The sequence below is a fragment of the Vogesella oryzae genome, assembly GCF_902829295.1.
GTDB lineage: Bacteria > Pseudomonadota > Gammaproteobacteria > Burkholderiales > Chromobacteriaceae > Vogesella > Vogesella oryzae.
Map to the genome: position 1 here is coordinate 1 of NZ_CADEPL010000026.1, position 24,282 is coordinate 24,282.

The following is a 24,282-nucleotide window of genomic DNA, read 5'->3' on the forward strand; positions in this document are numbered from 1 at the left end:
AACCTGACCGGCCCGCTGGGCGACAGTGGCCTGGCCTACCGCGTGATCGGCGAACTGGAAGAAAGCGATTACTGGCGCAACTTCGGCAACACCCGCCGCAAGCTGATCGCGCCGTCGCTGGCCTGGCATGACGGCAACAGCAGCGCGCTGCTGTCTTACGAATACCTGGAATTCAAGACGCCGTACGACCGCGGCACGGTGTTTGCCAACGGCAAACCCGTCAACATCCCGCGCGAGCAGCGGCTGGACGAAGCGTGGAACATTGCCGAAGGCAGCACGCAAACGCTGAACGGCAGCTACAGCCGCGAGCTGAACGACCACTGGCAGCTGAGGGCCAGCGTCGGCTGGAACCTGCTGCAGTACAGCGACAACCAGGCGCGGCCGGTGTCCTACAACGCCACTACCGGCGTGCTGACCCGCCGTGCCGACGGCAACCGCAATTTCGACAACAGCACCCTGCTGCTGTCCACCCGCCTGCAGGGGGATGTACAGCTGCTGGGCCAGCGCCACCAGCCAGCCATCGCGCTGGAGAGCGAACAGCAAAGCGAAGCCAAGGGCGACGTGCTGCAAGGCAGCAACAACAGCAGCTTCAACGTCTACGACCCGGTGTACGGCACGCTGGCCTACCCGAGCAAGATCAGCAACAGCAAGAGCGACACCCGCAGCGACATCGACAGCCAGGCACTGGTGCTGCAGGACATCTGGGACTTTGCCGGCAACTGGAGCGCCAGCCTGGGCAGCCGCTACCAGCATTACCGCCAGGAAGACGGCAGCGGCCGCCCGTACCGCATCACCGCCAGCAGCAGCGGCGACGTGCTGCTGCCGCAGCTGGGGCTGCTGTACAAACTGGCGCCGCAATGGTCGCTGTACGGCAACTACAGCGAATCGTTCAAGCCCAACGCCGCCAGCGATGGCACGAGCTTCGACCCGGAACGCGGCATCGTGCATGAGGTGGGAGGCAAATACGAGCATGGCGGCATCAGTGCCAGCCTGGCGCTGTACCGCATCCTGAAGCGCAATGTGCTGGTGACCGAAAACGACGTCAGCCGCACCGTCGGCAAGGTGCGCTCGCAAGGGGTGGAGCTGGATGTCAGCGGCCAGCTGAGCCGCCAGCTGTCGCTGATCGCCAACTACGCGCACACCGATGCCAAGGTGACCGAGGATGTGGCGGCCAACGTCGGCAAGCAGTTGTACAACGTGCCGCGCCACAGCGGCGCGGTGTCGCTGGCCTATGACTTCGGCCGCGACCCGCTGGGCAACCGCTGGCGCGCCGGTGGCGGCATGCGCTATGTCGGCACCCGCCAGGGCGATGCCAGCAACAGCTTCGAGCTGCCGCGCTACCGGGTGGCCGACGCCTTTGTGGCCTGGCAGAGCAAGCTCGGCCACAACAAGCTGGATGTGCAGCTGAACGTGAAGAACCTGTTCGACAAGACCTACTACAGCTCCAGCAGCGGCAGCGCGTTGCAGGTGAAGATCGGCGACCCGCGCGAAGTCAGCGTGCAGGCGCGGTTATCGTTCTAAGCGCGTCCGGTCAATGCCAGCGGCAGCAAGCCGGCACCTAGCCGGCGCGCTGCCGGCCGGCGATCACCAGCGCGATACCGCCGAGAATCGCCACGGCTGCCAGCGCGGTGCGCCAGCCCAGCGCCTCGCCCAGCAGCAACCAGCCGGCCACCGCCGCCAGCAGCGGCACACTGAGCTGCACCGTGGCCGCGGTGGCGGCGCCCAGCCCGCGCAAGGCGGTATACCAGATGGCGTAGCCGATGCCGGAAGCCAGCGCGCCGGAGGCCACCGCGTAGGCCACGCCGTCCGCTGCCGGTAATTGCGCCGGCGGCCACAGCAACAGCGGCAACAGCGCCAACGGCACCGCGCGCAGGAAGTTGCCGGCGGTGAGCTGGGTCGGGTCGCCACCGCCGCGCCCCAGCAGCGAATACACGCCCCAGGCCACCCCGGCCAGCAGCATCAGCAGCATGCCTTGCAGCGGCGGCGCCGACACCCCGGGCAACAGCAACAGCAGCAGCCCGCCAAGCGCGCAGGCAAACCCCAGCCACTGCCGTGCGGCCAACCTTTCACCGCGCCACAAGCCGTAGCCGATCATGCTGGCCTGCACCGCGCCGAACAGGCACAGCGCGCCGGTGGCGGTGGGCAGCTGGCGATAGGCAAACGAAAACGCTGCGGCATAACCGAACAGCGCGCCGGCACCGGCCCAGCTGCCGGCCCGCGACCACGCCCCGTCACGGCCACGCACCAGTAGCGCCAGCACCAGCGCGCCACTGGCCAGCCGCAGCAGGGTGAAGCTGACGGCATCGATGCGGGTGGTGGCCAGCGCCAGCCGGCACAGCAGCGAATTGCCGGCAAAAGCCAGCATGGCGATCCAGGTCAGCAGCAGGGTACGGGCGGGTGTCGACAGCGGCATCGGGGACTCCGGCAGGAACAGCAGTCATGGCCATAGCATAGTCGGCAATCCGCCGTGGCGGCGGCCACGGTTGGCCGCCGCACGCTGCGACTTTAGTCGCAAGCGGCTGGCTGTTACTGCTGATAACAGGATAACCACCTGCCTTGTACCGGTATGCGGCAGCGGGTACGGTGCAGCTTCTCACCCCATCCGGAGCGCACCATGCAAGCACACCAGCAAGCCACTACCCGCCAGTTCGACCCGCAGGCGCAAGCCTATCTCGCCAGCGCGGTGCATGCCGCCGGCCCCGATCTGGCACAGGCGTGTCAACTGGTGGCGGCCAACGTGCCGTCCGCCGGCACGGCGCTGGATGTCGGCTGCGGCGCCGGTCACCTCGCCTTCCAGCTGGCACCGCTGCTGGCGCAGGTCACCGCACTGGACCCGGCACCCGCCATGCTGGATACCGTGCGTGCCGCGGCGGCGGCCAATGCGCTGGCCAACCTCGATACCTGCCCTGGCCACGCCGGCGCACTGCCGTTTGCCGATGCCAGCTTCGCGCTGGTAGCCAGTCGCTACAGCGCGCACCACTGGCTGGACCTGGCCGCCGGCCTGGCCGACATGCGCCGCGTTACCGCACCCGGCGGCCATGTGCTGATCATCGATGTACAGGCACCGGACCACGCCCTGGCCGATACCCATCTGCAATGCTGGGAGCTGCTGCGCGACCGCTCGCATGTGCGCAACCGCAACGACGGCGAGTGGCGCGCGCTGCTGGCCGGCGCCGGCATCGAATTGCTGGCCCATCACCGTTGGCCGCTGCGGCTTGAGTTCGCCAGCTGGGTAGCACGCATGCGCACGCCGCCGGAGAAAGTGGCACTGCTGCGCCAGTTGCAGCAGGAAGCGCCGCAGGAAGTGGCGGCCGCACTGCAACTGGAGGCCGATGGCAGCTTCACCGCCGCCACCGGGTTGTGGTGGGGTCGGGTGGCCTGACCGGCGCCACCGCCGGGCAGCCGGCTGGCGTCGCGGCGCGCAGGCTTGCGGCAAAAACAGCCTCGCTCAGCCATAATGCCAGCACCAGTCACTCTCCCGCGCGCCGCGCGACTGCCCCGCCCTATGCGCCGACTCCGCCTGCTGCTGGCCGCCATGCTGCTATCCGCTTCTCTGCCGCTGGCGGCGCAAACCCTGAAAATCATGGTGGAAGACGCCGCCAGTCCGTGGTCGAACCCGGACGGCAGCGGCTACGCCAACTTCATCGTGCGCGAGGCATTCCAGTCGCAGGGCATCGACATCGAACTGCAGGTGGTGCCGTATGCGCGCTGCAAGGCCAGCGTGCAGTCCGGCGAAAGCGTGGCCTGTTTCAATATGGCGTGGGAGCCATCGCTGCAGGATCAGGTGATCTTTGCCGACCAGCCGCTGTACACCTCGGAGGCCAGGGTATTCAGCAGCAGCAGCCGTAGCGGCGGCGCGCCGCACAGCCTGGCCGCGATACCGGCCGGCAGCAGCATCGGTCTGGTCAACGGCTACGAGTATCCGCCGGCGCTGATGGCGGCCATCAGCCGGCTGACGATCGACTACTCCAATAACGAAACCACGCTGCTGAGAAAGCTGGCGCTGCGCCGCATCCGCTACGCGGTACTGGTCACCGACCCGAAAAAACAGGCCGCACAGCTGATCGCACAGGCAGGCATTCTTCCCGGCCAGGTACGCTACCTGTTTACCGCCGGCAGCCAGGGGGTCTATATCGGCTTCAGCGTCCGTCACCCGGACGGCGAGTTTGCCCGCCAGCAGTTCAACGACGGCATGAGCAAGATCGGCAGCCACATCCAGCAGTTGCTGCTACGCGACATCCCTGCCACCAGCCAGGCGCGTTAAGCTCCGTTTAATTCCCCGGTCTTACAGTGGCGGCATCCGTGACCAACCAAGGAAGCCCTGCCATGACCCTGACCCGCCCCTTCGCCCAACTGGGCCTGACCCTGCTGACCCTGGCCTGTCTGGCAACCGCCCCTGCCCAGGCCGGCGAAATCAAGAACGTGATGAAAGACATGAAGACCACTGTGAAGGCCGCAATGGCCAGCAACAGCATGGCGGACTTCAACAAGTACTTTACCCAGCTGCAGGCGGATGTCGCCAAGGCCAGCAAGCTGCCGCTGAAAAAAGACCAGCCGACCTACGATAAAGGCATGAAAGAACTGCAGCAGCAGCTGGACGCCGTCAGCCAGGCGGTAAAAGCCAACGACCTGCCCGCTGCCAAGGCCGCGCTGCAGAAGACCGACCCGATCAAGAAGCACTACCACAAGCAGCTGGACGTTTAAGCGGCATGCGGCCAACGTTGGCCGCAGCGCTGCCGGCATAGCAACAGCCCCCGCAATACGGGGGCTGTTGGCATTGCGCCGCACCGGACTGCCGCCCGGTGTTCGCCGGTTCTAGTGTCCACTGGTTTTAGAAAAACCCTGCAGCACCACCACCCCGGCAACAATCAGTGTGATCCCCAGGTACGCCGGCCCATCCAGCACCTGCTTGTACAGCAGCTGCCCCACCATCGCCACGGCCACGATCCCCACCCCGCACCAGATGGCGTACACCACCCCCACCGGCAGTGTCTTCATGATCTGCGGCAGCAGGTAGAACGATGTCACATAGCCCGCTACCACCAGCACGCTGGGCAGCAGGCGGGTAAAACCTTCGCTGGCCTTCAGGCTGCTGGTGGCCACCACCTCGGCCACAATGGCAATCGCCAGCATCAGATAGCTGTTCATTCTGTCCCTCCTTCCCCACGCTGCGCGACACAGCAGGGCGCCCGCCCCGTCTGCCCGCAACAAACGCCGGCATCTTATATCTGCAAATCAGGTACATTAAAGATAGAAACCATCAGGAAATCTGATAGATGAAATGGACGCTGGAGCAACTGGCCACTTTCGTCGCGGCAGCGGACGCAGCGTCGTTTTCCGCCGCCGCCCGCCAGCTGGGCCGTGCGCAGTCCGCGGTGAGCACTGCGATTGCGCTGCTGGAAGCCAGCCTGGATACCGAATTGTTCGACCGCAGCGGGCGGCTGCCCAGCCTCACCCCGGCGGGCGAGGCGCTGCTGGCGGAGGCGCGCGAGCTGCTGCGGCAGTGTCAGCACTTTGACAACCGCGCGCTGACGCTGGGCAACAAGCGGCCGGAACAGCTGACGCTGGCGCTGGACGAAGGTCTGCCGTATCCGGCGGAACTGGAACTGGTGCAGGCGCTGGATCAGGCCTTTCCGCAGCTGGAGCTGACGCTGTGCCACGGCTCGGCGGCCAACATTGCCGAATGGCTGCGCGCCGGCTACGCCGATGTCGGCCTGGCCTTCCGCCGCATCCCCGCCGACGCGATGCTGGCCTCGGAGCCGGTGGGCGCGGTACCGCGCGTGCTGGTGGTGGGCAGCCAGCATCCGCTGCTGGCCGAGCCGCAGATCAACCGCCGCACCCTGGCCCGCTACCGCCAGCTGCTGGTGACGCCGCGCTTTGTGCTGGACGATGCCGACGAGCGCATCAGCCCGCAGCTGTGGCGCACCGACAGCCTGTACGTGATTGCCGAACAGGCCGCCATGGGCCAGGGCTGGGCGGTACTGCCGCTGAACATCGTGCGCTACCCGACGCTGAACGGCCAGCTGGTGGAAATCCACGCCAGCGATCTGGCCTTCCCGGCACTGGAAGTACACCTGTACTGGCGTGCCGGCCAGGAAGCCGCCCCGCTGCTGCAGTGGCTGCGGCGCTATATGGCGAAGGCGGTGTTTGCGCGCAGCGTAGGCTGAGGCAGCGGAATTAAAGTCAGCGCATCGGCGGGCCAAAGCGGCACAGTCCGCGCTAACCATCCCGCCGGCAAAGACAACGACCTCTACACCACACCCGGGGCAAGCGCCCCCGGTCGCTCTCTCTTACCAGCCAGGTGCAAGCGCGGCGCGCCATGAATGCGGCCAACCTGCCGGCAGTTGACACTCCCTGGCTGAACTGCGAACCTTTCCGCCCCCCATTTACTTGCCGTTGCCCACCATGAAAATCACCCAAAACAGCGCCGTTACGCTGCGCATGAAAGTTACCGACAGCCAGGGTCTGGTTTACGACGATGGCAAGCAGCCTGTTGCCTACCTGCACGGCGGTTACGACAACCTGTTCCCGAAACTGGAAGCCGCACTGGAAGGCCAGGAGGCAGGCTTTCAGACCACGCTGCAACTGGCTACCGAAGATACCTTCGGCGAACGTGACGAAGCGCTGGTTACCACCATGCCCAAAGCCGACTTCCCGCCCGGCATCAAGGTAGGCGGCCAGATCCAGCGCCTTGGCCCGGATGGCGAGCCGCGTTATTACTTCGTCACCAAAATCAAGGGCCCGACTGTCCTGCTCGACGGCAACCACCCGCTGTGCGGCAAAACCCTGCGCTTCGCCATCACGGTTGTGGACGTACGCGAAGCCAGCGCCGAGGAAATCGCCCACCAGCATGTGCATGGCGAGCACGGGCATCATCACTGATCTCGCCCGGCCGCTTGAAACAAAACCCTCCCCGATCCGGGAGGGTTTTGTTTTGCCTGTAGACCTGCCAACCTGCTACGCCTTGCAAGCTATCTGACGACATCAACCGGCTCTCTTCGGGGAGTGTTACTGCGCATTACGACAGCCATACCGGGATTACTACGGGTCTCTCGAGGACTCTCATCAAACAGTCGATCACATAGCCCCTGGCAAGCAACGTTGGCCGCAAGCATGCCTGGCATGCCGGATGAAACAAAAGAAGCGCCCGCGCAAGTGGAGGTTATACATTTGCGGCGGAAAGTTTGCCTTCCTCTCTCCTCCTGAAAATGCCTACATTTTTGCCACGTCACGCCTCAACCGGACAGCTTGATAAGTCAACACCGCCAAAACAGCATGCGGCCAACCTTTTACAAGGTTGGCCGCAACTGCCCGGCACAAAAGATCAGGCCGATTCGTAGAGATAGTGGTCTGGCAAATCTTCCAGCGTGCACGCTTGCGGTATTTCGGAAATAGACACCAGACGCGGACTGACGTTACGCCCACCGGTACGCAAAGCCGACTTGCAAACCTCGCCACTCCCCAGCTTGAACAGTACATAGCGCTTGTCTTCCGTACCCGGCTTCGGTACGCCACCAGCCTGGACGAGACTAATTTCATCCCTGCGAAGTTCTTCGCACTTCTCGACCGGATAAATCCTCGGAATATGGCGCTCGGTACCGTCGCTGACCAACAAGGCCAGATAACGGATATCCGCCACATTCACCGGCGTGGCACCGGCAAACTTCTGCTTGCCTATCTTCTTTAGCGTGTCGACAGGAATGTGATACCAGCCAGCGGTCCCCTCCTCGAATCCCTCTATATAACCAGCCTGACGGCCAGATTTTGGTGCCACCGGCGCAACCAGCGTCAGGTCCGGATACTTCGACAGCTGCAGGTTATAGGTATTGACCCGCGCCGCATCGTGCAGCTCGTGTACACCGGCCTCGGCCTGCATATAGGCAAAACCGCTGCGCCCGAAGGTATCGGCCAGAAAGTCGGCCAGCCAGCGGTTTTCACGGCCGGGCAGCAACGGAAACGCCCCGATACCGATCTTGTCTATCCCCTGCTGATAAGGGTTTGCACCAGGCTGCTCGTCGTGGAAACCCGGATACAGCACAAATGCCCCCAGCACCGGGCGGCGCTGGCCGCTTTCCGTCTCCTTGTCAGCTTTCATCACCAGCGCGTCACGGTAGCGGTGCATCTGGTTGATGGCATCTTCCGGGGCAAGATCACCCTTTTTCTCGCTGGAATCAATCCGGTATTTGGCATCGAAAATCCAGTGCAGGCGGCGACCATCGGGAAACTCCGCCTCCAGCACGATGTCGGGCTTCTGCTCGGTGGTCCAGCTGAAAATCTCTTTATTCCCGTTGGTACCGAAAGCCGGTTCGTGCGCCAGCCGCAGCTTCAGACCGCAACCACGTTCCATCATAAAGACCGCATGACTGCCATCCCGCAGCTTCATTTCCATGCCGCTTTTATCCAGCCGCACGCTGCTTTCTTCCTCCACGGTAAAGCCGAGGTTCTTCAGCTGATCGCGCAAAGCCAGCACGCACCACACCTCGTACAGCTCGGCAATGTTTTTTAATGACCCCTCGCCATGTCGTCCCGCCACATCCAGATAACGGCGCAACTCCAGCCAGATGCGGTAAACCGTGGCATAACCATGACGGTGATGCAGCACCAGCGAGTCACCATTCATGCCGGTAAACGTGCCGATGTCGCGGAAAAACGGCCGTGCGGCCAACTGCAACAGCCGGCCGGCATTCTCCTGCAGGCCATCATTAAAGCTGGCCGATAGCCGCCCCTCGTCCGGCTTGTCGTCAGAGACAAACTGGCAACGGATGTTTGCAGCAAAACGCTGTAAATCCCTGCCGGTACGTTGCAGCACCATTTTTACAAATCGGTTTTCCGGCGTGTCCGTCTGCAGGTGTTTTTTATCCACGCGGTAATGGCGATGCGTCAGGCCGTTTCGCAAATCACCGGCAACACGCTCTTCCAGCCGTGGAGAAAGGCGACCATGCAGCCGGTCGGCCTTGCGCTGCTGCACCGTATCCTGCAAGCGGCTATGCGGCGCATCCAGCACCCTGCGGACCGCCTGCTCCAGCGCCTTTTGCAGCCGCGCCAGCTGCGCCAGCCAGAACAGCGGAAAACGCTGGCTGCGCGCCTTGCCGCTACCGGCATCCTGCAAGGTTGGCCGCGCAAAGGCAAAACGCCACAGCGGGTATTGCGCGTCCAGCTGTGCGCCGATTTGCGGGATATCGCTGTCGATATCCATTTTCACCGGATACACACGCAGGGAAAGGGTTTGCCTGTGCAGGCGGCCGCCCAGATGGTATTCCAGCGTCAGCGCCAGCCAGCCGATATCGTTGCCGGTCTGCACCATGCCGCGCAGGGTATTGCCGCGCAGACGGAAGCAGCTCTCCAGCGCCGCCAGCGGGTGGCGGATGCGCGGCGGCGGACTGGCATCCACCCCGTCTGACAGCGTGAATTCGAATTCGTAAGCAAGGTTTTCGAACAGGAAGGCCTGTTCGGCAAGGCAATATTCGGCAGTGTCTGCGGCCTTTAGCGTGCCATCTTCCGCCAGCACATCCAGTGCCGGCGAAAAGCGCACCATGCAGGGTGGCAAGGCATCTTTGCCCCGCGACGCCAGCGTTGCGGCCAATCTTTGACGCCGCTTGTCAGGATCGGCACACCACAATTGCAAAGACCAGTTCCGCGTATGCAGCGTCAGTTCGCTCATGCACTACGCCCCGCTTACGGCCAGAAGCTGGTGAAGCGGTTGGCCGTCAGCCTTTGCTGCATCCAGCCCAGCTTTTTCAGGCTGCGGCAAGCCACCGTCAGCACCTCGCCTTTAGATGTAGTGCGCAGCAGATCGGGCCGCACCTCGCCGGTGGCGATATCCGCCAGCTGGCTGCGTGCCGTGTCCAGCAGGCCATCCAGCACGGTTTTATCGGCGCTGTCCGCCCCGTGCCAGGCAAGGCGCTCCTCGTCACCGTCGATACGCGGCAACACCTTGGTCATCAAAAAGTCGTCCCACACCGCCTGTAGTGCCTTGTCGTCGGCAGGCTTGGCCAGCACCACCGCCAGCAACAGCTCGTTGAGCGCACGATAAGCCAACTCGAACGGCGTGCCTTTCAGCACCGCGTTCACCGCCTTGAGAAAAGCCACGGTTTTGCTGCCAGCGCTATCCGTCGCGACCGCCGCAAAGTCATCCTTTGTCACACTGGTCAGGCGCGGGTAACCCAGCGTCACCGGCTGCGGCGGCGGCTGATCGTCCAAAAAGGTATCAAAATCGTTGGGGAAAAACTCGCCGAAATCCAGCGTAATGGCGCGGTCAATCACCTTGCGCGAAAAGCCGTGGGTGGTCTCGTCCATATTCACGGTACCGGCCACGATCAGATTGGGCGGCAGCGGAATGCCGTGCTTGCAGAAGGCTTGCCACAAACCGTCCCATTGCTCATCGGCCAGCTGCAGGTTTTCACGCAGCTTGTTGCGGCCAACGTCTTCCAGCTGGGCAATGACCGCCGCCGTCAGCAGCGGCTCGCAACGGTACACCCCGTCATCCCACTGCCGGGTTTCCAGCACCGACAGATAATCGGCAAAGTATTGTTCGACCGGTGCCAGATTCATCTCGTCCAGACACAGCCAGTACGGCGTCAATGCATCTGCCTTTGCCAGCAGCCCCGCATCGTCCACACTGTCAAACGCTTCGCGCCACGCAGCGGCCATAAAGCGCAACACATCGGTGGCAACATATTCCGGCTGGCCGCCGATACGCGAGACATAACCCAGCAGGTCGGCCGGCTCATGCCAGTCCGGCCGCACACACACCAGTTTGAAGTTGGATTTGCCATCGCCGGAGGCTTCGGCCTGTTTGCGCACAAAACGGGATTTGCCGGTGCCGGAAATACCGGCGAGGAGGAGGAAGGGTTTAGCAATATCAAATGTAATATTTTCTGATATTGATTTTGATTGAATAAGACTTTTGGAAGGATTTTTCCGGATAGGTTCATATAAAGAGGCAAGACTATCCAGCCTTTCCAAGGCTTTATCAATATTTGAGATATTCAGTTCAATAAAATTGTCACTTATATCTTTCGCTTCTTTCCCACAGCCCCAACCAATTAACTTTGCTAGCGTAGCGAAAATAGGCTTAGTTTGGACTGTGACAAAAGAATTCATTGACAGGTTAGTAAAATAAGCGCCACCCGCATCACGCCAACTACTCTCTTCATACTGCTTTATTTTAATAAATTCAACAATATTCAAACGAATATCTTTGATTGCGGATATGAATGAATCTAAAGAAGCTTCAAAAGCTTTAACTGACCCTCGTTTACCACTATTCTGAAAAACAATACAACCTGACCTATCAAGCAATCTTGCCTCAAAATCCGTACTAACTTCGGACAGAAAAATCTTCAAATTTTCATTTAGATTCATAATTTATATTATCGATTTAATTTTATTAGCAATTGCTGAAATAACAGGTACGCTAACACTATTACCAAACTGCTTGTATGCCTGCACATCAGACGTACAAGGCTGGAAATCTTCGGGGAAACCCTGCAACCTTGCTGCTTCCCGCGGTGTCAGCTTTCTCGGATTGGCATCATTCTGGGCAACCAGAATCTCGCTGCCGTCCTTATAATACCGCGCAGAAATTGTATTTGCATATGGCGATTCACTATCCACGAGTCCATAGCCGAATCCTTTCCCATTTTCCTTGTTCCGTACACGACGCTCCTGGTGGCCTTTCCATAGCCGGTCAGAAATGGTGTACTTAGGGTCAGGGTTCTTTTCAAGAATATCGCCGACTCTGGTAGGAATGCCGAGCGGCTGGGGATAGTCGAAACGGTCAAGCAAGCCGTCACGCCACAACACGATATAGATACGCTGACGGTTCTGAGGTACGCCAAAGTCGATCGACTTCAGCACCATTGCTTTGGCAAGTGCCTGGATCTGCTTGGTAGTACCATTCAAAATGACATCACGTGGTATGTTGCAGCTGTATCCGATAGAGGTCAGGGTCTGCAGAACAATCTGGAGTGTGCGGCCTTTTTCATGACTGATTAACCCCTTCACATTTTCCAGCAGGGCCATTTTCGGGCGTTTAGTCGCCAGTATTTCGGCGATATCATGGAATAGGGTTCCACGAGTATCCTCGATACCCAGCTTTAAACCTGCATGCGAAAACGGTTGACAAGGAAAGCCACCCAGCAAAACATCATGGTCGGGGATTTCTGAAGGATTAATTTTGGTAATATCTCCAAATGGATAATCCCCATGATTCCGGCAATATGTATCTTGAGCTTTGGCATCAAACTCGGACGAAAAAACACACGTACCACCGGCTTGCTGAAATCCCATTCGCATGCCCCCGATGCCGGCAAACAAGTCGATAAACGTGAATTTATTTGCATCATGTGCAGGTTTGACGTGCCGGACTGCATCCAGAATTGCTTTGAGACTAGCTGCACGGGTATCGATGCCCTCTTCTTTAAGCAACACCAACAATCGCTTTTTCAGGGTACCGTCAGTATCCGCAAACAACGCGGTACCCTCTGCCAATGCGGCAAGCCATTGATGCACAAGAGCACGAGGTTCGGTGCCAACAGGGGTATACGTCACCGCTAGCGGCGCAACAATCTTCTCAATTTGAACCATCTGGTCTCGATACATTTGAACTACCACGCCTCAATCCGAATCAGGCAGCACACTGCTACCAACTTCTGTAAAACTGCCCCCGCCATTCAGCCAGGACTCTATAAATTTGATCGTCTCCGGAAGTGCTTCAAACATTTTCTTGCCCTTTAAAGCACACTCCCATACCACCATCACCCGCCAGCCCGCAGCAGCCAGACTGTCCAGCACCACCCTGTCACGCGCCACGTTGGCCGCAATCTTGCCTTGCCAGAACGCGGTATTCGACTTGGGCAGACGGAACAGGCGGCAGGCCTCATGCCCGTGCCAGAAACAGCCATGCACGAAAATCACCGCGCGAAAACGCGGAAACACCATATCCGGCTTGCCCGGCAGGCGCTTGTCGCACAGGCGGTAACGGTAGCCGCGCGCATGCAGGGCCTTGCGCAGCAACATTTCCGGCCGCGTGTCCCTCGCGCGGATACCCGCCATCATCCGGCTGCGGGTTTGCACATCAACAATATCTGCCATAGCCCTTATTAAACCATCAAGGCCCGGCAACCTCCAGGTTGCCGGGCCCTTTATTCCGCTGCCGGTTTTGCCAGTTTACCAGATCGCGTCCTGACCGACGGACTGCATGATTCATGTCAGATTCCATCAGCATGCATAAAGATTAAAATGCCCATCCGGCAATGCATAAAGGATAGCAACGTGACCAGCTCTGTCATCACCCCCTCCGCCGCACATCTGCGCTTCTTCGGCATCCGCAAAAAGGATTTTGCCGCCTCGGTTATTTCGGCAAAAGACGAAGCCAAAAAAGGACAGATCACCTGTACCGGCAAAGAATACGACATCCTGTCAGGGTTCTTTAAAGGGGAACTTCATACCGGCAAGGCCGCAAGCGATCCGGACAAGGCAACCAAACAATTCGTACTCGACAATGCCGGCGGCCAGCCAGTGCCGCTGAAGCTGGTTTACCCGAAAGAAGGTAAAAACGAGCTTCGCCTCTATATGAGCAAGAAAAACGGATTCAGACCGCAAGCCGGGGACATCTGGTATGTATACAAACGGGACAGCAAGAAGCTGCATATCGGCTTTATGTCCCGGCACGAATGGGAGCAGATCGGTAAGCAGGACCCGGATGACGCGGACTACCAGCAGGCCATCCAGGCTGAACTCGCCGGTCAGCCGGTAATGCAGACACGCTATGCCTACCCCAGACTGCTGGCACTTGCGAAATCCGAATGCGAAAATGCCGGCTATCGCTGCCGCGTGGACGGCTCCCACCAATCTTTCATCTCGGGTACTAACGGGAAACCGTTTGTCGAGGTCCACCACCTCGTACCGCTCGGGCAGCAAAGTCACTACACCGTCACGCTGGATTGTGCGGCCAACCTTGTTGCCCTGTGTCCGAATTGCCACCGGCAGTTGCATCATGGCGAAGTGACTAGCAGAAACGTTCTGCTTGAAAAACTGCTGGCAGATAGAAAAGCTGCACTAGCCACTGCAGGGATAGATATCACCCTTGCGGGACTCGAGGTCTGCTACTAGAGACAAAAAAGGCCTCCACCTGGGAGGCCTTTTTTGACAGCAACAGCCGGTATCACACGTCGATATTGCGTGCAATCAATGCGTTACGTTCGATAAATTCCCGACGTGGCTCTACGTTGTCGCCCATCAGCGTGGTGAACACATCGTCGGCGGCCATGGCGTCTTCGATCTTCACTTTCAGCAGGCGGCGTACGGTCGGGTCCATGGTGGTTTCCCACAGCTGACCCGGGTTCATTTCGCCCAGACCCTTATAGCGCTGGATGGACAGGCCCTTGCGCGCTTCGGCCAGCAGCCAGTCCAGCGCGTCGCCAAACTCCTCGACCGGTTTCACGGTTTCGCCACGCTTGACGCTGGCGCCTTCGCGCAGCAGGCCCTGCAGCATGTCACCGGTTTTCACCAGCACTTCGTAGTCGGCGGTATCCAAGAAGTCCTGATCCAGCACCGTTACCTGCACGTTACCGTGCAGCTTGCGGGTGATCTTGATCAGCCATTCGTCGTTCTTCTCGTCGCGCAATACGGCAAGGGAGATCAGCTCTTCCGGCAGTACCGCAGCCAGGGCGCTACGCGCCGCATTGGCAACGGCTTCGCTATCCAGCGCGATGCGGCCAACCTTGAGCAGTGCGTGCAGCACCAGCGGGTCTACCACGCGGCTTTCACGCTCGATGGCGGCGCGGGCCTGCAGGTATTGACGGGCGATTTCGGCTAGGGTGTCGCCGGACAGGGCGGCCTCGCCTTCGGCCGGGATCAGTTCGGACTTGTCCAGCGCCAGCTGCAGCAGGTACTGGTTCAGTTCGAAGTCGTCCTTCAGGTAGCGTTCCTGCTTGCCGTGCTTGGCTTTGTACAGCGGCGGCTGGGCGATGTAGATGTGGCCGCGCTCCACCAGCTCCGGCGTCTGGCGGTAGAAGAAGGTCAGCAGCAGGGTACGGATGTGGGCGCCATCGACGTCGGCATCGGTCATGATGATGATGCGGTGATAGCGCAGTTTGTCCGGGTTGTATTCGTCCTTGCCGATGCCGCAGCCCAGTGCGGTAATCAGCGTGGCCACTTCCTGGCTGGCCAGCATCTTGTCGAAGCGCGCGCGCTCGACGTTGAGGATCTTGCCCTTCAGCGGCAGGATGGCCTGGAACTTGCGGTCGCGGCCCTGCTTGGCGGAGCCGCCGGCGGAGTCACCCTCGACCAGATACAGTTCGGACATCGCCGGGTCTTTTTCCTGGCAGTCCGCCAGCTTGCCCGGCAGGCCCAGACCGTCCATCACCCCTTTGCGGCGGGTGATTTCGCGGGCCTTGCGCGCGGCTTCGCGGGCGCGGGCGGCTTCCACTATCTTGCCGGTGATGATCTTGGCTTCGTTGGGGTTTTCCAGCAGGAAGTTTTTCAGCGCCTCGCTGACTACTTCGTTGACCACCGGACCGATTTCGCTGGACACCAGCTTGTCCTTGGTCTGGCTGGAGAACTTCGGGTCCGGCAGCTTCACCGACAGCACGCAGGTCAGGCCTTCGCGCATGTCGTCACCGGTGGTATCGACCTTGGCCTTCTTGGCCACTTCGCTTTCCTCGATGTAGCCATTGAGGGTGCGGGTCATTACCTGACGCAGCGCGGTAAGGTGGCTACCGCCGTCGCGCTGCGGAATGTTGTTGGTGAAGCACTGCACGTTTTCCTGGTAGGAATCGTTCCACTGCATCGCCACTTCGACGGTCATGCCGTCTTTTTCGCCAATGCCGTAGAACACCTTGGCATGCAGCGGGTTCTTGTTGCGGTTCATGTAACCGACAAAGCCGGCCACGCCACCGGAGAAGGCAAAGTTTTCTTCCTTGCCGTTACGCTCGTCGATCAGGGTGATCGCCACGCCGTCGTTGAGGAAGGACAGCTCGCGGATGCGCTTGGCCAGGATGTCGAAGTGGAACTCCACCTTGCCGAAGGTTTCCTCGCTGGCGCGGAAGGTCACCTGGGTGCCGCGGTGGTTGGTGTGACCGGTCATGGTGAGCGGAGCCACGGCTTCGCCACGGCGGAACTCCATCTCGTGTACCTGGCCGTTACGCCAGATCTTGAGCTTGAGCCAGTCGGACAGCGCATTCACCACCGATACGCCCACGCCGTGCAGGCCGCCGGAAATCTTGTAGCTGTTGCTGTCGAACTTACCGCCGGCGTGCAGGATGGTCATGATGACTTCTGCGGCGGAACGGCCTTCTTCCGGGTGGATGTCGGTAGGGATGCCACGGCCGTTGTCTTCCACCGAGATGGATTCGTCCGGATGGATGATGACCTTGATGGTATCGGCGTGTCCGGCCAGTGCTTCGTCAATGGCGTTGTCCAGCACTTCGAACACCATGTGGTGCAGACCGGTGCCGTCCTGGGTATCGCCAATGTACATGCCGGGGCGCTTGCGCACTGCGTCCAGACCCTTGAGGACCTTGATGCTGTCTGCGCCGTATTCCTGTTCGCTCATAAAACCACTCTTGTCTTGATTCGTCCGGGGCATGGTGCCCTACCGTCTGCGGCCAACGTTGGCCGCAACAGCGCGCGCAAGGCTGGCCCCGCGCGCTTGCCCGCGCATCAGATGCGCATCGGCATCACGATGTACTTGAAGTTGCTGTTGTCAGGGATGGTCACCAGCGCGGAGCGGGTGCCATCGCCAAACGCCAGCTGCAGGGTGTCGGCCGGCAGGTTGGTCAGCACGTCCAGCAGGTAGTTGATGTTGAAGCCGATCTCCAGCTCGCCGCCCTGGAAGGCGATTTCCAGCTCTTCTTCCGCTTCTTCCTGCTCGCTGTTGGTACACAGGATGGACATCGCGCCCGGCTTCAGCACCAGACGCACGCCGCGGAATTTCTCGTTGGCCAGAATGGCGGCACGCTGCAGCGCCTGCAGGAAGGTGACGCGCTCGATCAGGAAGATCTTTTCGTTATCCAGCGGGATCACGCGGTTGTAGTCCGGGAACTTGCCGTCCACCACCTTGCTGATGATCACGGTGCTGCCGAAGCTGAAGCGCACCTGGTTGGACAGCAGCTCGATGTTGATCTGTTCGTCGCTGTCCTGCAGCAGCTTGTACAGCTCCAGGATGGTCTTGCGCGGCAGGATCACTTCGCTCTTGGCCAGCGAAGCCTCGATGTCGGCGCAGGCAAAGGCCAGACGGTGGCCGTCGGTGGCGATCAGGCGGACCTGGTTGCCTTCGGTCTGCAGCAGCAGGCCGTTGAGGTAGTAGCGGATGTCCTGCACCGCCATCGCGTACTGCACCTGGGCGATCAGCCGCTTCAGGTCGCGCTGGCTCAGCTGGAAGCTGGCTTCGGCGGCACTGCCGGCGGTCAGCAGCGGAAAGTCGTCGGCCGGCAGGGTCTGCAGGTTGAAGCGGCTCTTGCCGGCTTTCAGCGTCAGGCGGCCGGCGTCCTGCTGTTCCAGGGTCACGGTGGCGTTGCCCGGAATGGCGCGCAGGATGTCCTGCAGTTTCTTGGCCGAGGTGGTCAGGCGGAATGCCTCACCAGCCATGTCGTCCGGGCTGGCGGTGGTGATCTGGATCTCCAGGTCGGTGGCGAGGAAGCTCACCGCGTCGGCCTTTTTCTCGATCAGCACGTTGGACAGGATCGGCAGGGTGTGACGGCGCTCGACAATGCCGGTCACAGCCAGCAGGGGTTTGAGCAGCGCGTCGCGTTCGGCTTGCAGAATCAGCATGTGCAGACTCCCGGGGTTACGGTTCGTTTATCAGTATCAGTTACGCAGCATGGCCAGCAGCGTATCGTAATCGTGCGCTATGTCACCGTCACTACCGCGCATTTCGGCAATGGTCTTGCAGGCGTGCAGCACGGTGGTGTGGTCGCGGCCGCCAAAGGCGTCGCCGATATTGGGCAGGCTCAGCGAAGTCAGCTCCTTGGCCAGCGCCATCGCCACCTGGCGCGGGCGGGCGATATCGCGGCTGCGCTTCTTGCTGTGCATGTCCGACAGCTTGATCTTGTAGTATTCGGCCACCGTTTTCTGGATGGCATCGATGGTGACCTGGCGGTTGCCGGCGGCCAGGATGTCCTTCAACGCTTCCTTTACCAGCTCCATGGTGATCGGCTGGCTGGTAAAGCGGGCATAGGCCACCACGCGTTTCAGCGCGCCTTCCAGCTCGCGCACGTTGCTGCGCACGTTCTGGGCGATGAAGAACGCCACGTTGTGATCCAGCTTGGTGTTGTCGGCCTCGGCCTTCTTCATCAGGATCGCCACGCGCATTTCCAGCTCCGGCGGCTGGATTTCCACGGTCAGGCCCCAGCTGAAGCGCGAGATCAGCCGCTCTTCCATGCCTTCGATCTGCTTGGGGTAGCTGTCACAGGTCATGATCACCTGCTTGCCACCCTCGATCAGCGCGTTGAAGGCGTAGAAGAACTCTTCCTGGGTGCGGTTCTTGCCGGCGAAAAACTGGATATCGTCGATCAGCAACAGGTCCAGCGAGTGGTAATAACGCTTGAACTCGTCGAACGCCTTGTGCTGGTAGGCGCGCATGATGTCGGCGACGTAGCGCTCGGCATGAATGTAGCGGATGCGCGCCTGCGGATTCTTGGCATAGACATGGTTGCCGATGGCCTGGATCAAGTGGGTCTTACCCAGACCGACACCGCCGTAGACGAACAGCGGGTTATAGGCAGCATCGCCCGGATTTTCGGCAATCTGCAACGCGGCGGCGCGTGCCAACTGGTTACCTTTACCGGTGACCAGGGTATCGAAGGTAAACGCCGGGTTCAGGCGGGTGCTTTCGTGACCACCACCGATAGCCTTCAGTGCGGTCTGCTTCGGCGATGCGGCCAACGACGGATTGGCCGGCTTGTCGGCGACGACGTCCATAGCAGAAGCCACGTTGGCCGCAGCCGCCGGGGCACTACCCGCGCGCGGGCTGCTCTTGGGCGGTGCCAGCGGCGCCGGGGCAGAGCCGGCCGGCGCGCCGATACGCAGCTCCACCGGCAACTCGCCCAGCAGCTCGATCGCCAGTTCCTCGATGCGTGCCAGGAAGCGGTCCTTGATGAACTGCAGGATGAAGCGGTTGGGCGCGTACAACACCACCGCCTCCTCGGCTACTTCGGCAGCCAGAGGGCGGATCCAGGTGTTGAATTGCTGCGAGGAGAGTTCCTCCTCAAGCCGCGTCAGGCACAGTGGCCAGAATTGTTCCGGTTCGGTCATCAAGTAAGTCATAAAAACAAAATCCCGCCGCAAACGATTTTTGAAGCGGCGGGAACGGCTGTCGGCTTATGGCCGGCAGCGTTTTATTGGGGGTTCTGCTGAGGGGGCCGGACTGTCCGCCGCCAGTAGCAGGCGACGGGGCAAGTCTCGGCAGCAGAGCGGCATCTGCAAGAGGGGTAATTCTATAGTGTTTGCCCCGAGTTATCCACAGCACTGCAAGCTTTTTACGCAGCGCCGCCCGGCGGAAGGCACCCCGTGCTGGCAAAAATCAAACAGTCGTTCTGCCAGCAACCATGCTGCCTCGCCGCACTGCGGCATCGACAAGGTTGACAAAAGGCAGTTTTATCTGTGTAATCACGCGTTTATTTCCGTTTCGAAACAGGAAAATCATCATGAAACGTACTTACCAGCCGTCCAATACCCGCCGCAAGCGCACTCACGGTTTCCTCGTTCGCTCCAAGACCCGCGGTGGTCGCGCCGTTCTGGCCGCCCGTCGTGCCAAGGGTCGCAAGCGTCTGGCTGTATAACGCTTGGATCACACCTTTCGCCGTGCGCACCGGCTTTTGAAAACGGATGAGTTCTCATCCGTTTTTCATTTGCGCAACGCACGCAGCAATACGCTGTTCCAGGTGTATGCCCGGCCCAACGGCCTGAGCCATGCCCGCCTGGGACTGGTGGTCGGCAAAAAGACCGCCAAGCGCGCCAACCGCCGCAACTACATCAAGCGTACGGTTCGCGAGTGGTTCCGCCTGCATCGTCACGAACTACCAGCAGTGGATTTCGTGGTGCGTTCCCGCCAGGCCTACCACCGCGACGATTACCATGACGCTATCGCAGCATTGGCCGCACTGTTTGCTAAACTAGCGCGATGTCGCGACTCCTGATTCTGCTGGTGCGTTTTTACCAGCTGGCCATCAGCCCGTGGCTTGCGCCACGCTGCCGCTATCAGCCCACCTGCTCCAGCTATGCCATCGAGGCGCTGCGGAAACATGGTGCGCTGAAAGGCGGTCTGCTTGCGACACGACGGATTTGCCGTTGCCACCCCTGGGGCGGCAGCGGTTATGACCCGGTTCCCTGACCTTTCCGGTAAGTGAGATGGACTCCAAACGACTGATCATCTTCATCGCGCTGTCCTTCGGCATTCTGCTGATGTGGCAGAACTATTTTGCGCCGAAGCCCGCCGCCAAACCCGCCGTGCAGCAACAGGCCAGCGCGGCAGCCTCCGGCAGTTCCGACGTTCCGGCCACTGGCAGCACCAGCGCCGCCCCGGTTGCCGACAGCGCCAAACTGGCCAGCGGCCAACGTGTGGTAGTGGATACCGACGTGCTGCATGCCGAAATCGACACCAACGGTGGCGACCTGCGTAGCCTGCAGCTGAAAAAGCACAATGCAGCCGAGGATGCCAACAAGCCGTTCGAGCTGTTCACCGACAAGGGTGGCCGCCTGTACGTGGCCCAGACCGGCCTGATTTCCGCCGGCAACACCGCCCTGCCGACCCACAAGACCCTGTTCACTGCCGAGAAGACCAGCTACAGCCTGCAAGGCGACACGGTCGAGGTCAAACTGACCGCGCCGGACGCCAACGGTGTCAAAGTCAGCAAGGTGTACACCTTCAAGAAGGGCAGCTACCTGATCGACGTGCGTTACGACATTGCCAACGGCTCTGCCGCACCGCTGTCCACCACCGCCTACTATCGCCTGCTGCGTGACGGCAAGGCACCGGAAGGCGAAGGCCGCTTTGCGCACACCTTCACTGGTCCGGCCGTCTACACCGCGGAAAACGCGTTCCAGAAAGTAGACTTCTCCGCCCTGGACAAGGGCAAGGCCGAATACGCCAAGAACACCACCGACGGTTGGGTGGCGATGATCCAGCACTACTTCATGAGCGCCTGGATTCTGAAGCCGTATGAAGGCCAGGCCGTGTGCGCCAACGCGCAGGCATGTACCTTCCAGCTGGAGCCGAGCAACGGCAACTACTCCGCTGCCGTGATGGTCAACGTGGCCCCGATCGCCGCCGGCAAGACCGCGTCGTTCACCGTACCGCTGTATGCCGGTCCGGAGGAATACAACATCATCACCAAGGTGGCCGACGGCATGGCTTACGCCAAGGACTTCGGCAAGGTGCATGTGTTCTCCTCGCCGCTGTTCTGGCTGCTGACCAAGCTGCACGCCATGGTCCAGAACTGGGGCTGGGCGATCGTGCTGCTGACCCTGCTGGTGAAAGCCGCCTTCTACCCGCTGACCGCTGCCTCCTACCGCTCCATGGCCAAGATGAAGGCGCTGGCGCCGCGTCTGGAGAACCTGAAGCAGCAGCACGGCGACGACCGCATGAAGTTCCAGCAGGCGGTGATGGAGATGTACAAGACCGAGAAGGTCAACCCGCTGGGCGGCTGCCTGCCGATGCTGATCCAGATTCCGGTGTTCATCGGCCTGTACTGGGCGCTGCTGGCCTCCGTCGAGCTGCGTCAGGCACCGTGGCTGTACATCGTCGATCTGGCTCGTCCGGACCCGTACTACATCCTGCCGATCCTGATGGCAGTGAGCATGTTCGCGCAGACCTTCCTCAACCCGCCGCCGGCCGACCCGATGCAGGCGAAGATGATGAAGATCATGCCGCTGGCCTTCTCCGCCATGTTCTTCTTCTTCCCGTCCGGCCTGGTGCTGTACTGGGTAGTCAACAACCTGCTGTCCATCAGCCAGCAGTACTACGTGAACAAGAAGATCGAAAACGCCCGCAAGGCCGCGTTGCAGTCGTAAGCTGCGGCCAACCTTGCAAGGTAAACTCCAAGCCCGGCCACATGGCCGGGCTTTTTGATATATCAACAAGCATGACCATGCTGTCAGTGCATCACCGTGTGCTGACAACATGGCCCTGAACCGGAAACCAGCATGAACCTCGCCTACACCCCCAGCACCATCTGCGCCGTTGCCACCGCCCCCGGACGTGGCGGCGTCGGCGTGGTACGCATCTCCGGCCAGCAGCTGCTGCCGTTCGCCCAGGCCATCAGCGGCGGCAAGACCCCCAAGCCGCGCTATGCCACCTACACCGACTTCCACGCCGCCGACGGCAGCGCCATCGACAACGGCCTGCTGCTGTACTTCCCCGGCCCGAACAGCTTTACCGGCGAGGACGTCATCGAGCTGCAGGGCCACGGCGGCCCGGTGGTGCTGAAAATGCTGATCAGCCGCTGCCTCGAGCTGGGCGCGCGGCTGGCCGAGCCGGGCGAATTCACCAAGCGCGCGTTCCTCAACGACAAGCTGGATCTGGCGCAGGCAGAAAGCGTCGCCGATCTGATCGACGCCGCCAGCGAGAGCGCCGCCAAGAGTGCGCTGAAATCGCTGAAAGGCGCGTTCTCGCACGAGATCCACATACTGGTGGACGAGCTGATCAACCTGCGCATGCTGGTGGAAGCCACGCTGGACTTCCCCGAGGAAGACATCGACTTCCTGCAGAAAGCCGACGCGGTGGGCCGGCTGCGGAATCTGCGCGGCCAGCTGCAGACGGTGCAACGCACCGCCCGCCAGGGCGCGCTGCTGCGCGAAGGCATGCACGTGGTACTGGTGGGGCAGCCCAATGTCGGCAAATCCAGCCTGATGAACGCATTGGCGGGTGACGACATCGCCATCGTCACCGATATCGCCGGCACCACCCGCGACACCGTGCGCGAGGAGATCGTGATCGACGGCGTGCCGGTACACATCATCGATACCGCCGGTCTGCGCGACACCGACGACATGGTGGAACGCATCGGCATCGAGCGCACCTGGCAGGCGGTGGAACGGGCCGACCTGGCGCTGGTGCTGATCGACAGCCGCGAAGGCATCGTCGCCGACACCCAGGCTATCCTCGGCAAACTGCCGGCGAACCTGCCGCGCGTGCATGTGTTCAACAAGGTGGACCTGGCCGGTGGCGAGGTTGGCCGCAGCGAGGAAGACGGTCACCCGGTAGTGCGCCTGTCCGCCCGCACCCACGCCGGCGTCGACGACCTGCGCGCGCTGCTGCTGGAGATGATCGGCTACCAGGGCGAGGACGCCGGCGTGTTCCTGGCACGCGAACGCCACCTGGACGCCATCGCCCGCGCCGCCGACCACCTGGCACTGGCCGAGCAGGACTGGCAACTGGTGGAAATCTTCGCCGAAGAGCTGCGCATGGCGCAGAACGCGCTGTCGGAAATCACCGGCCGCTTCACCCCCGACGACCTGCTGGGCGTGATCTTTTCGCGCTTCTGCATCGGCAAGTAAGCCATGACCATCCTGGTTACCGGCGGCGCCGGTTTCATCGGCGGCGTCGCCGCGTTGGCCGCAACACGGCAGCACAACGACTACGGACACTACCTGCTGGGCCTGCTGCAACACCGGGTGTTCTGAACATGCGCGTAATCGATACCGCCATCGCTGACGTCAAGCTGATCGAACCGGTAGTACACGGCGATGCGCGCGGCTTCTTCTTCGAAAGCTTCAACCAGCGGCAATTCGATGCCGCCATCGGCCGGCAGGTGCACTTCGTGCAGGACAACCACAGCCGCTCGGCGCGCGGCGTGCTGCGCGGCCTGCACTACCAGCTGCAACAGCCACAGGGCAAGCTGGTGCGTGTGCTGCAAGGGGCGATCTTCGACGTGGCGGTGGACCTGCGCCGCGGCTCCGCCACTTTCGGCCAGTGGGTTGGCTACGAATTGTCCGCCGACAACCGGCTGCAACTATGGCTGCCGGAAGGCTTCGCCCACGGCTTTCTAGTGCTGGGCGAGTACGCCGAGGTGCTGTACAAGACCACTGACTACTATGCCCCCGAGCACGAACGCTGCATCCGCTGGGATGACCCGGAGCTGGCAATAGCCTGGCCGCTGGAAGCGGCGCCCATCTTCTCTGCCCGCGATGCACAGGGCGTGCCGCTGCGCGCTGCCGAGCTGTTTGCCTGAGCGATCCTCCAGCCAGGTTGGCCGCAACGCCGGCAGCGGCGGCGTAATGCCGAGCTTGAAAGCCGGCGCCCCCGAACCCATTTCCCAGTCATTGCCTACGGGAGATCAC

23 protein-coding genes are annotated in these 24,282 nt (G+C 61.2%); 14 read left to right on the plus strand and 9 right to left on the minus strand.

The window, feature by feature from the left end; all coding sequences use genetic code 11:
- Positions 1 to 1,521: TonB-dependent siderophore receptor (locus tag HU218_RS11080; protein WP_174875003.1), on the plus strand; the 1,521-nt coding region annotated here is incomplete at its 5' end.
- Between the two features lie 37 nt (positions 1,522 to 1,558).
- Here HU218_RS11080 and HU218_RS11085 read toward each other — a convergent pair.
- Positions 1,559 to 2,413, minus strand: a complete 855-nt coding sequence (locus HU218_RS11085) for a DMT family transporter (protein WP_174875004.1) — start codon at positions 2,411 to 2,413, stop codon at positions 1,559 to 1,561.
- A 201-nt stretch (positions 2,414 to 2,614) separates the two neighbouring features.
- On the opposite strand from HU218_RS11085, the gene HU218_RS11090 reads away from it, so the two are divergent.
- From HU218_RS11090 to HU218_RS11100, 3 genes are all read left to right on the plus strand, one after another.
- Positions 2,615 to 3,382, plus strand: a complete 768-nt coding sequence (locus HU218_RS11090; protein ID WP_174875005.1) for a class I SAM-dependent methyltransferase — start codon at positions 2,615 to 2,617, stop codon at positions 3,380 to 3,382.
- A gap of 123 nt (positions 3,383 to 3,505) precedes the next feature.
- Positions 3,506 to 4,264 (plus strand): substrate-binding periplasmic protein, encoded by a 759-nt coding sequence (locus HU218_RS11095; protein ID WP_174875006.1) that lies wholly within the window; start codon positions 3,506 to 3,508, stop codon positions 4,262 to 4,264.
- Between the two features lie 62 nt (positions 4,265 to 4,326).
- Positions 4,327 to 4,704: a cytochrome b562 gene (locus tag HU218_RS11100; protein WP_174875007.1), complete on the plus strand. Its 378-nt coding sequence runs from the start codon at positions 4,327 to 4,329 to the stop codon at positions 4,702 to 4,704.
- 111 nt (positions 4,705 to 4,815) lie between these two features.
- On the opposite strand, the gene HU218_RS11105 is transcribed toward HU218_RS11100, so the two are convergent.
- A complete protein-coding gene (locus tag HU218_RS11105; RefSeq protein ID WP_174875008.1) occupies positions 4,816 to 5,148 on the minus strand; it encodes a DMT family transporter in 333 nt (110 codons plus the stop codon).
- A 128-nt stretch (positions 5,149 to 5,276) separates the two neighbouring features.
- On the opposite strand from HU218_RS11105, the gene HU218_RS11110 reads away from it, so the two are divergent.
- Both HU218_RS11110 and HU218_RS11115 read left to right on the plus strand, forming a co-directional pair.
- Positions 5,277 to 6,167, plus strand: a complete 891-nt coding sequence (locus tag HU218_RS11110) for a LysR family transcriptional regulator (RefSeq protein ID WP_174875009.1) — start codon at positions 5,277 to 5,279, stop codon at positions 6,165 to 6,167.
- A 238-nt stretch (positions 6,168 to 6,405) separates the two neighbouring features.
- A complete protein-coding gene (locus HU218_RS11115) occupies positions 6,406 to 6,882 on the plus strand; it encodes an FKBP-type peptidyl-prolyl cis-trans isomerase (RefSeq protein WP_174875010.1) in 477 nt (158 codons plus the stop codon).
- 442 nt (positions 6,883 to 7,324) lie between these two features.
- Here HU218_RS11115 and HU218_RS11120 read toward each other — a convergent pair whose 3' ends face one another.
- From HU218_RS11120 to HU218_RS11135, 4 genes are all read right to left on the minus strand, one after another.
- Entirely contained in the window at positions 7,325 to 9,535 is a 2,211-nt protein-coding gene (locus HU218_RS11120; RefSeq protein WP_174875011.1) for a DUF2357 domain-containing protein, read from the minus strand.
- 140 nt (positions 9,536 to 9,675) lie between these two features.
- Positions 9,676 to 11,364 carry an McrB family protein gene (locus HU218_RS11125; protein ID WP_174875012.1) on the minus strand — a complete coding sequence of 563 codons (1,689 nt, stop codon included), beginning with the start codon at positions 11,362 to 11,364 and terminating at the stop codon, positions 9,676 to 9,678.
- Positions 11,365 to 11,367: 3 nt separating this feature from the next.
- Positions 11,368 to 12,588 carry a DNA cytosine methyltransferase gene (locus HU218_RS11130; RefSeq protein WP_217450800.1) on the minus strand — a complete coding sequence of 407 codons (1,221 nt, stop codon included), beginning with the start codon at positions 12,586 to 12,588 and terminating at the stop codon, positions 11,368 to 11,370.
- A 30-nt stretch (positions 12,589 to 12,618) separates the two neighbouring features.
- On the minus strand, positions 12,619 to 13,095 hold the full coding sequence (locus tag HU218_RS11135; protein WP_174875052.1) for a very short patch repair endonuclease: 477 nt from the start codon (positions 13,093 to 13,095) through the stop codon (positions 12,619 to 12,621).
- 180 nt (positions 13,096 to 13,275) lie between these two features.
- Here HU218_RS11135 and HU218_RS11140 point away from each other — a divergent pair, with 180 nt between their 5' ends.
- Positions 13,276 to 14,115 carry an HNH endonuclease gene (locus HU218_RS11140; RefSeq protein WP_174875014.1) on the plus strand — a complete coding sequence of 280 codons (840 nt, stop codon included), beginning with the start codon at positions 13,276 to 13,278 and terminating at the stop codon, positions 14,113 to 14,115.
- Between the two features lie 52 nt (positions 14,116 to 14,167).
- Here the strand turns inward: HU218_RS11140 and gyrB are convergent, their stop codons facing one another.
- The 3 genes from gyrB to dnaA form a co-directional block, all read right to left on the minus strand.
- On the minus strand, positions 14,168 to 16,558 hold the full coding sequence (gyrB, locus tag HU218_RS11145) for a DNA topoisomerase (ATP-hydrolyzing) subunit B (RefSeq protein ID WP_174875015.1): 2,391 nt from the start codon (positions 16,556 to 16,558) through the stop codon (positions 14,168 to 14,170).
- Between the two features lie 107 nt (positions 16,559 to 16,665).
- Positions 16,666 to 17,775 (minus strand): DNA polymerase III subunit beta, encoded by a 1,110-nt coding sequence (gene dnaN, locus HU218_RS11150; RefSeq protein ID WP_174875016.1) that lies wholly within the window; start codon positions 17,773 to 17,775, stop codon positions 16,666 to 16,668.
- A 36-nt stretch (positions 17,776 to 17,811) separates the two neighbouring features.
- A complete protein-coding gene (gene dnaA / locus HU218_RS11155) occupies positions 17,812 to 19,257 on the minus strand; it encodes a chromosomal replication initiator protein DnaA (protein WP_174875053.1) in 1,446 nt (481 codons plus the stop codon).
- 392 nt (positions 19,258 to 19,649) lie between these two features.
- Here dnaA and rpmH point away from each other — a divergent pair, with 392 nt between their 5' ends.
- The 7 genes from rpmH to rfbC all read left to right on the plus strand — a co-directional run bounded on the left by rpmH (position 19,650) and on the right by rfbC (position 24,173).
- Positions 19,650 to 19,784 carry a 50S ribosomal protein L34 gene (rpmH, locus tag HU218_RS11160; RefSeq protein ID WP_088965802.1) on the plus strand — a complete coding sequence of 45 codons (135 nt, stop codon included), beginning with the start codon at positions 19,650 to 19,652 and terminating at the stop codon, positions 19,782 to 19,784.
- Between the two features lie 3 nt (positions 19,785 to 19,787).
- Positions 19,788 to 20,141 carry a ribonuclease P protein component gene (rnpA, locus tag HU218_RS11165; RefSeq protein ID WP_174875017.1) on the plus strand — a complete coding sequence of 118 codons (354 nt, stop codon included), beginning with the start codon at positions 19,788 to 19,790 and terminating at the stop codon, positions 20,139 to 20,141.
- Positions 20,126 to 20,335, plus strand: coding sequence for a membrane protein insertion efficiency factor YidD (yidD, locus tag HU218_RS11170; protein WP_174875018.1), 210 nt, complete (start codon positions 20,126 to 20,128; stop codon positions 20,333 to 20,335). The genes rnpA and yidD overlap by 16 nt, the downstream gene beginning before the upstream one ends.
- Before the next feature lie 17 nt (positions 20,336 to 20,352).
- The gene (gene yidC, locus HU218_RS11175) at positions 20,353 to 22,014 is read left to right on the plus strand and encodes a membrane protein insertase YidC (protein ID WP_174875019.1); all 1,662 of its coding nucleotides are present in this window, start codon (positions 20,353 to 20,355) and stop codon (positions 22,012 to 22,014) included.
- 132 nt (positions 22,015 to 22,146) lie between these two features.
- A complete protein-coding gene (mnmE, locus tag HU218_RS11180) occupies positions 22,147 to 23,499 on the plus strand; it encodes a tRNA uridine-5-carboxymethylaminomethyl(34) synthesis GTPase MnmE (RefSeq protein WP_174875020.1) in 1,353 nt (450 codons plus the stop codon).
- Positions 23,500 to 23,502: 3 nt separating this feature from the next.
- On the plus strand, positions 23,503 to 23,625 hold the full coding sequence (locus HU218_RS17065) for a hypothetical protein (protein WP_281357162.1): 123 nt from the start codon (positions 23,503 to 23,505) through the stop codon (positions 23,623 to 23,625).
- Between the two features lie 2 nt (positions 23,626 to 23,627).
- Positions 23,628 to 24,173, plus strand: a complete 546-nt coding sequence (gene rfbC / locus HU218_RS11185) for a dTDP-4-dehydrorhamnose 3,5-epimerase (RefSeq protein WP_174875021.1) — start codon at positions 23,628 to 23,630, stop codon at positions 24,171 to 24,173.
- Positions 24,174 to 24,282 lie beyond the last annotated feature (109 nt).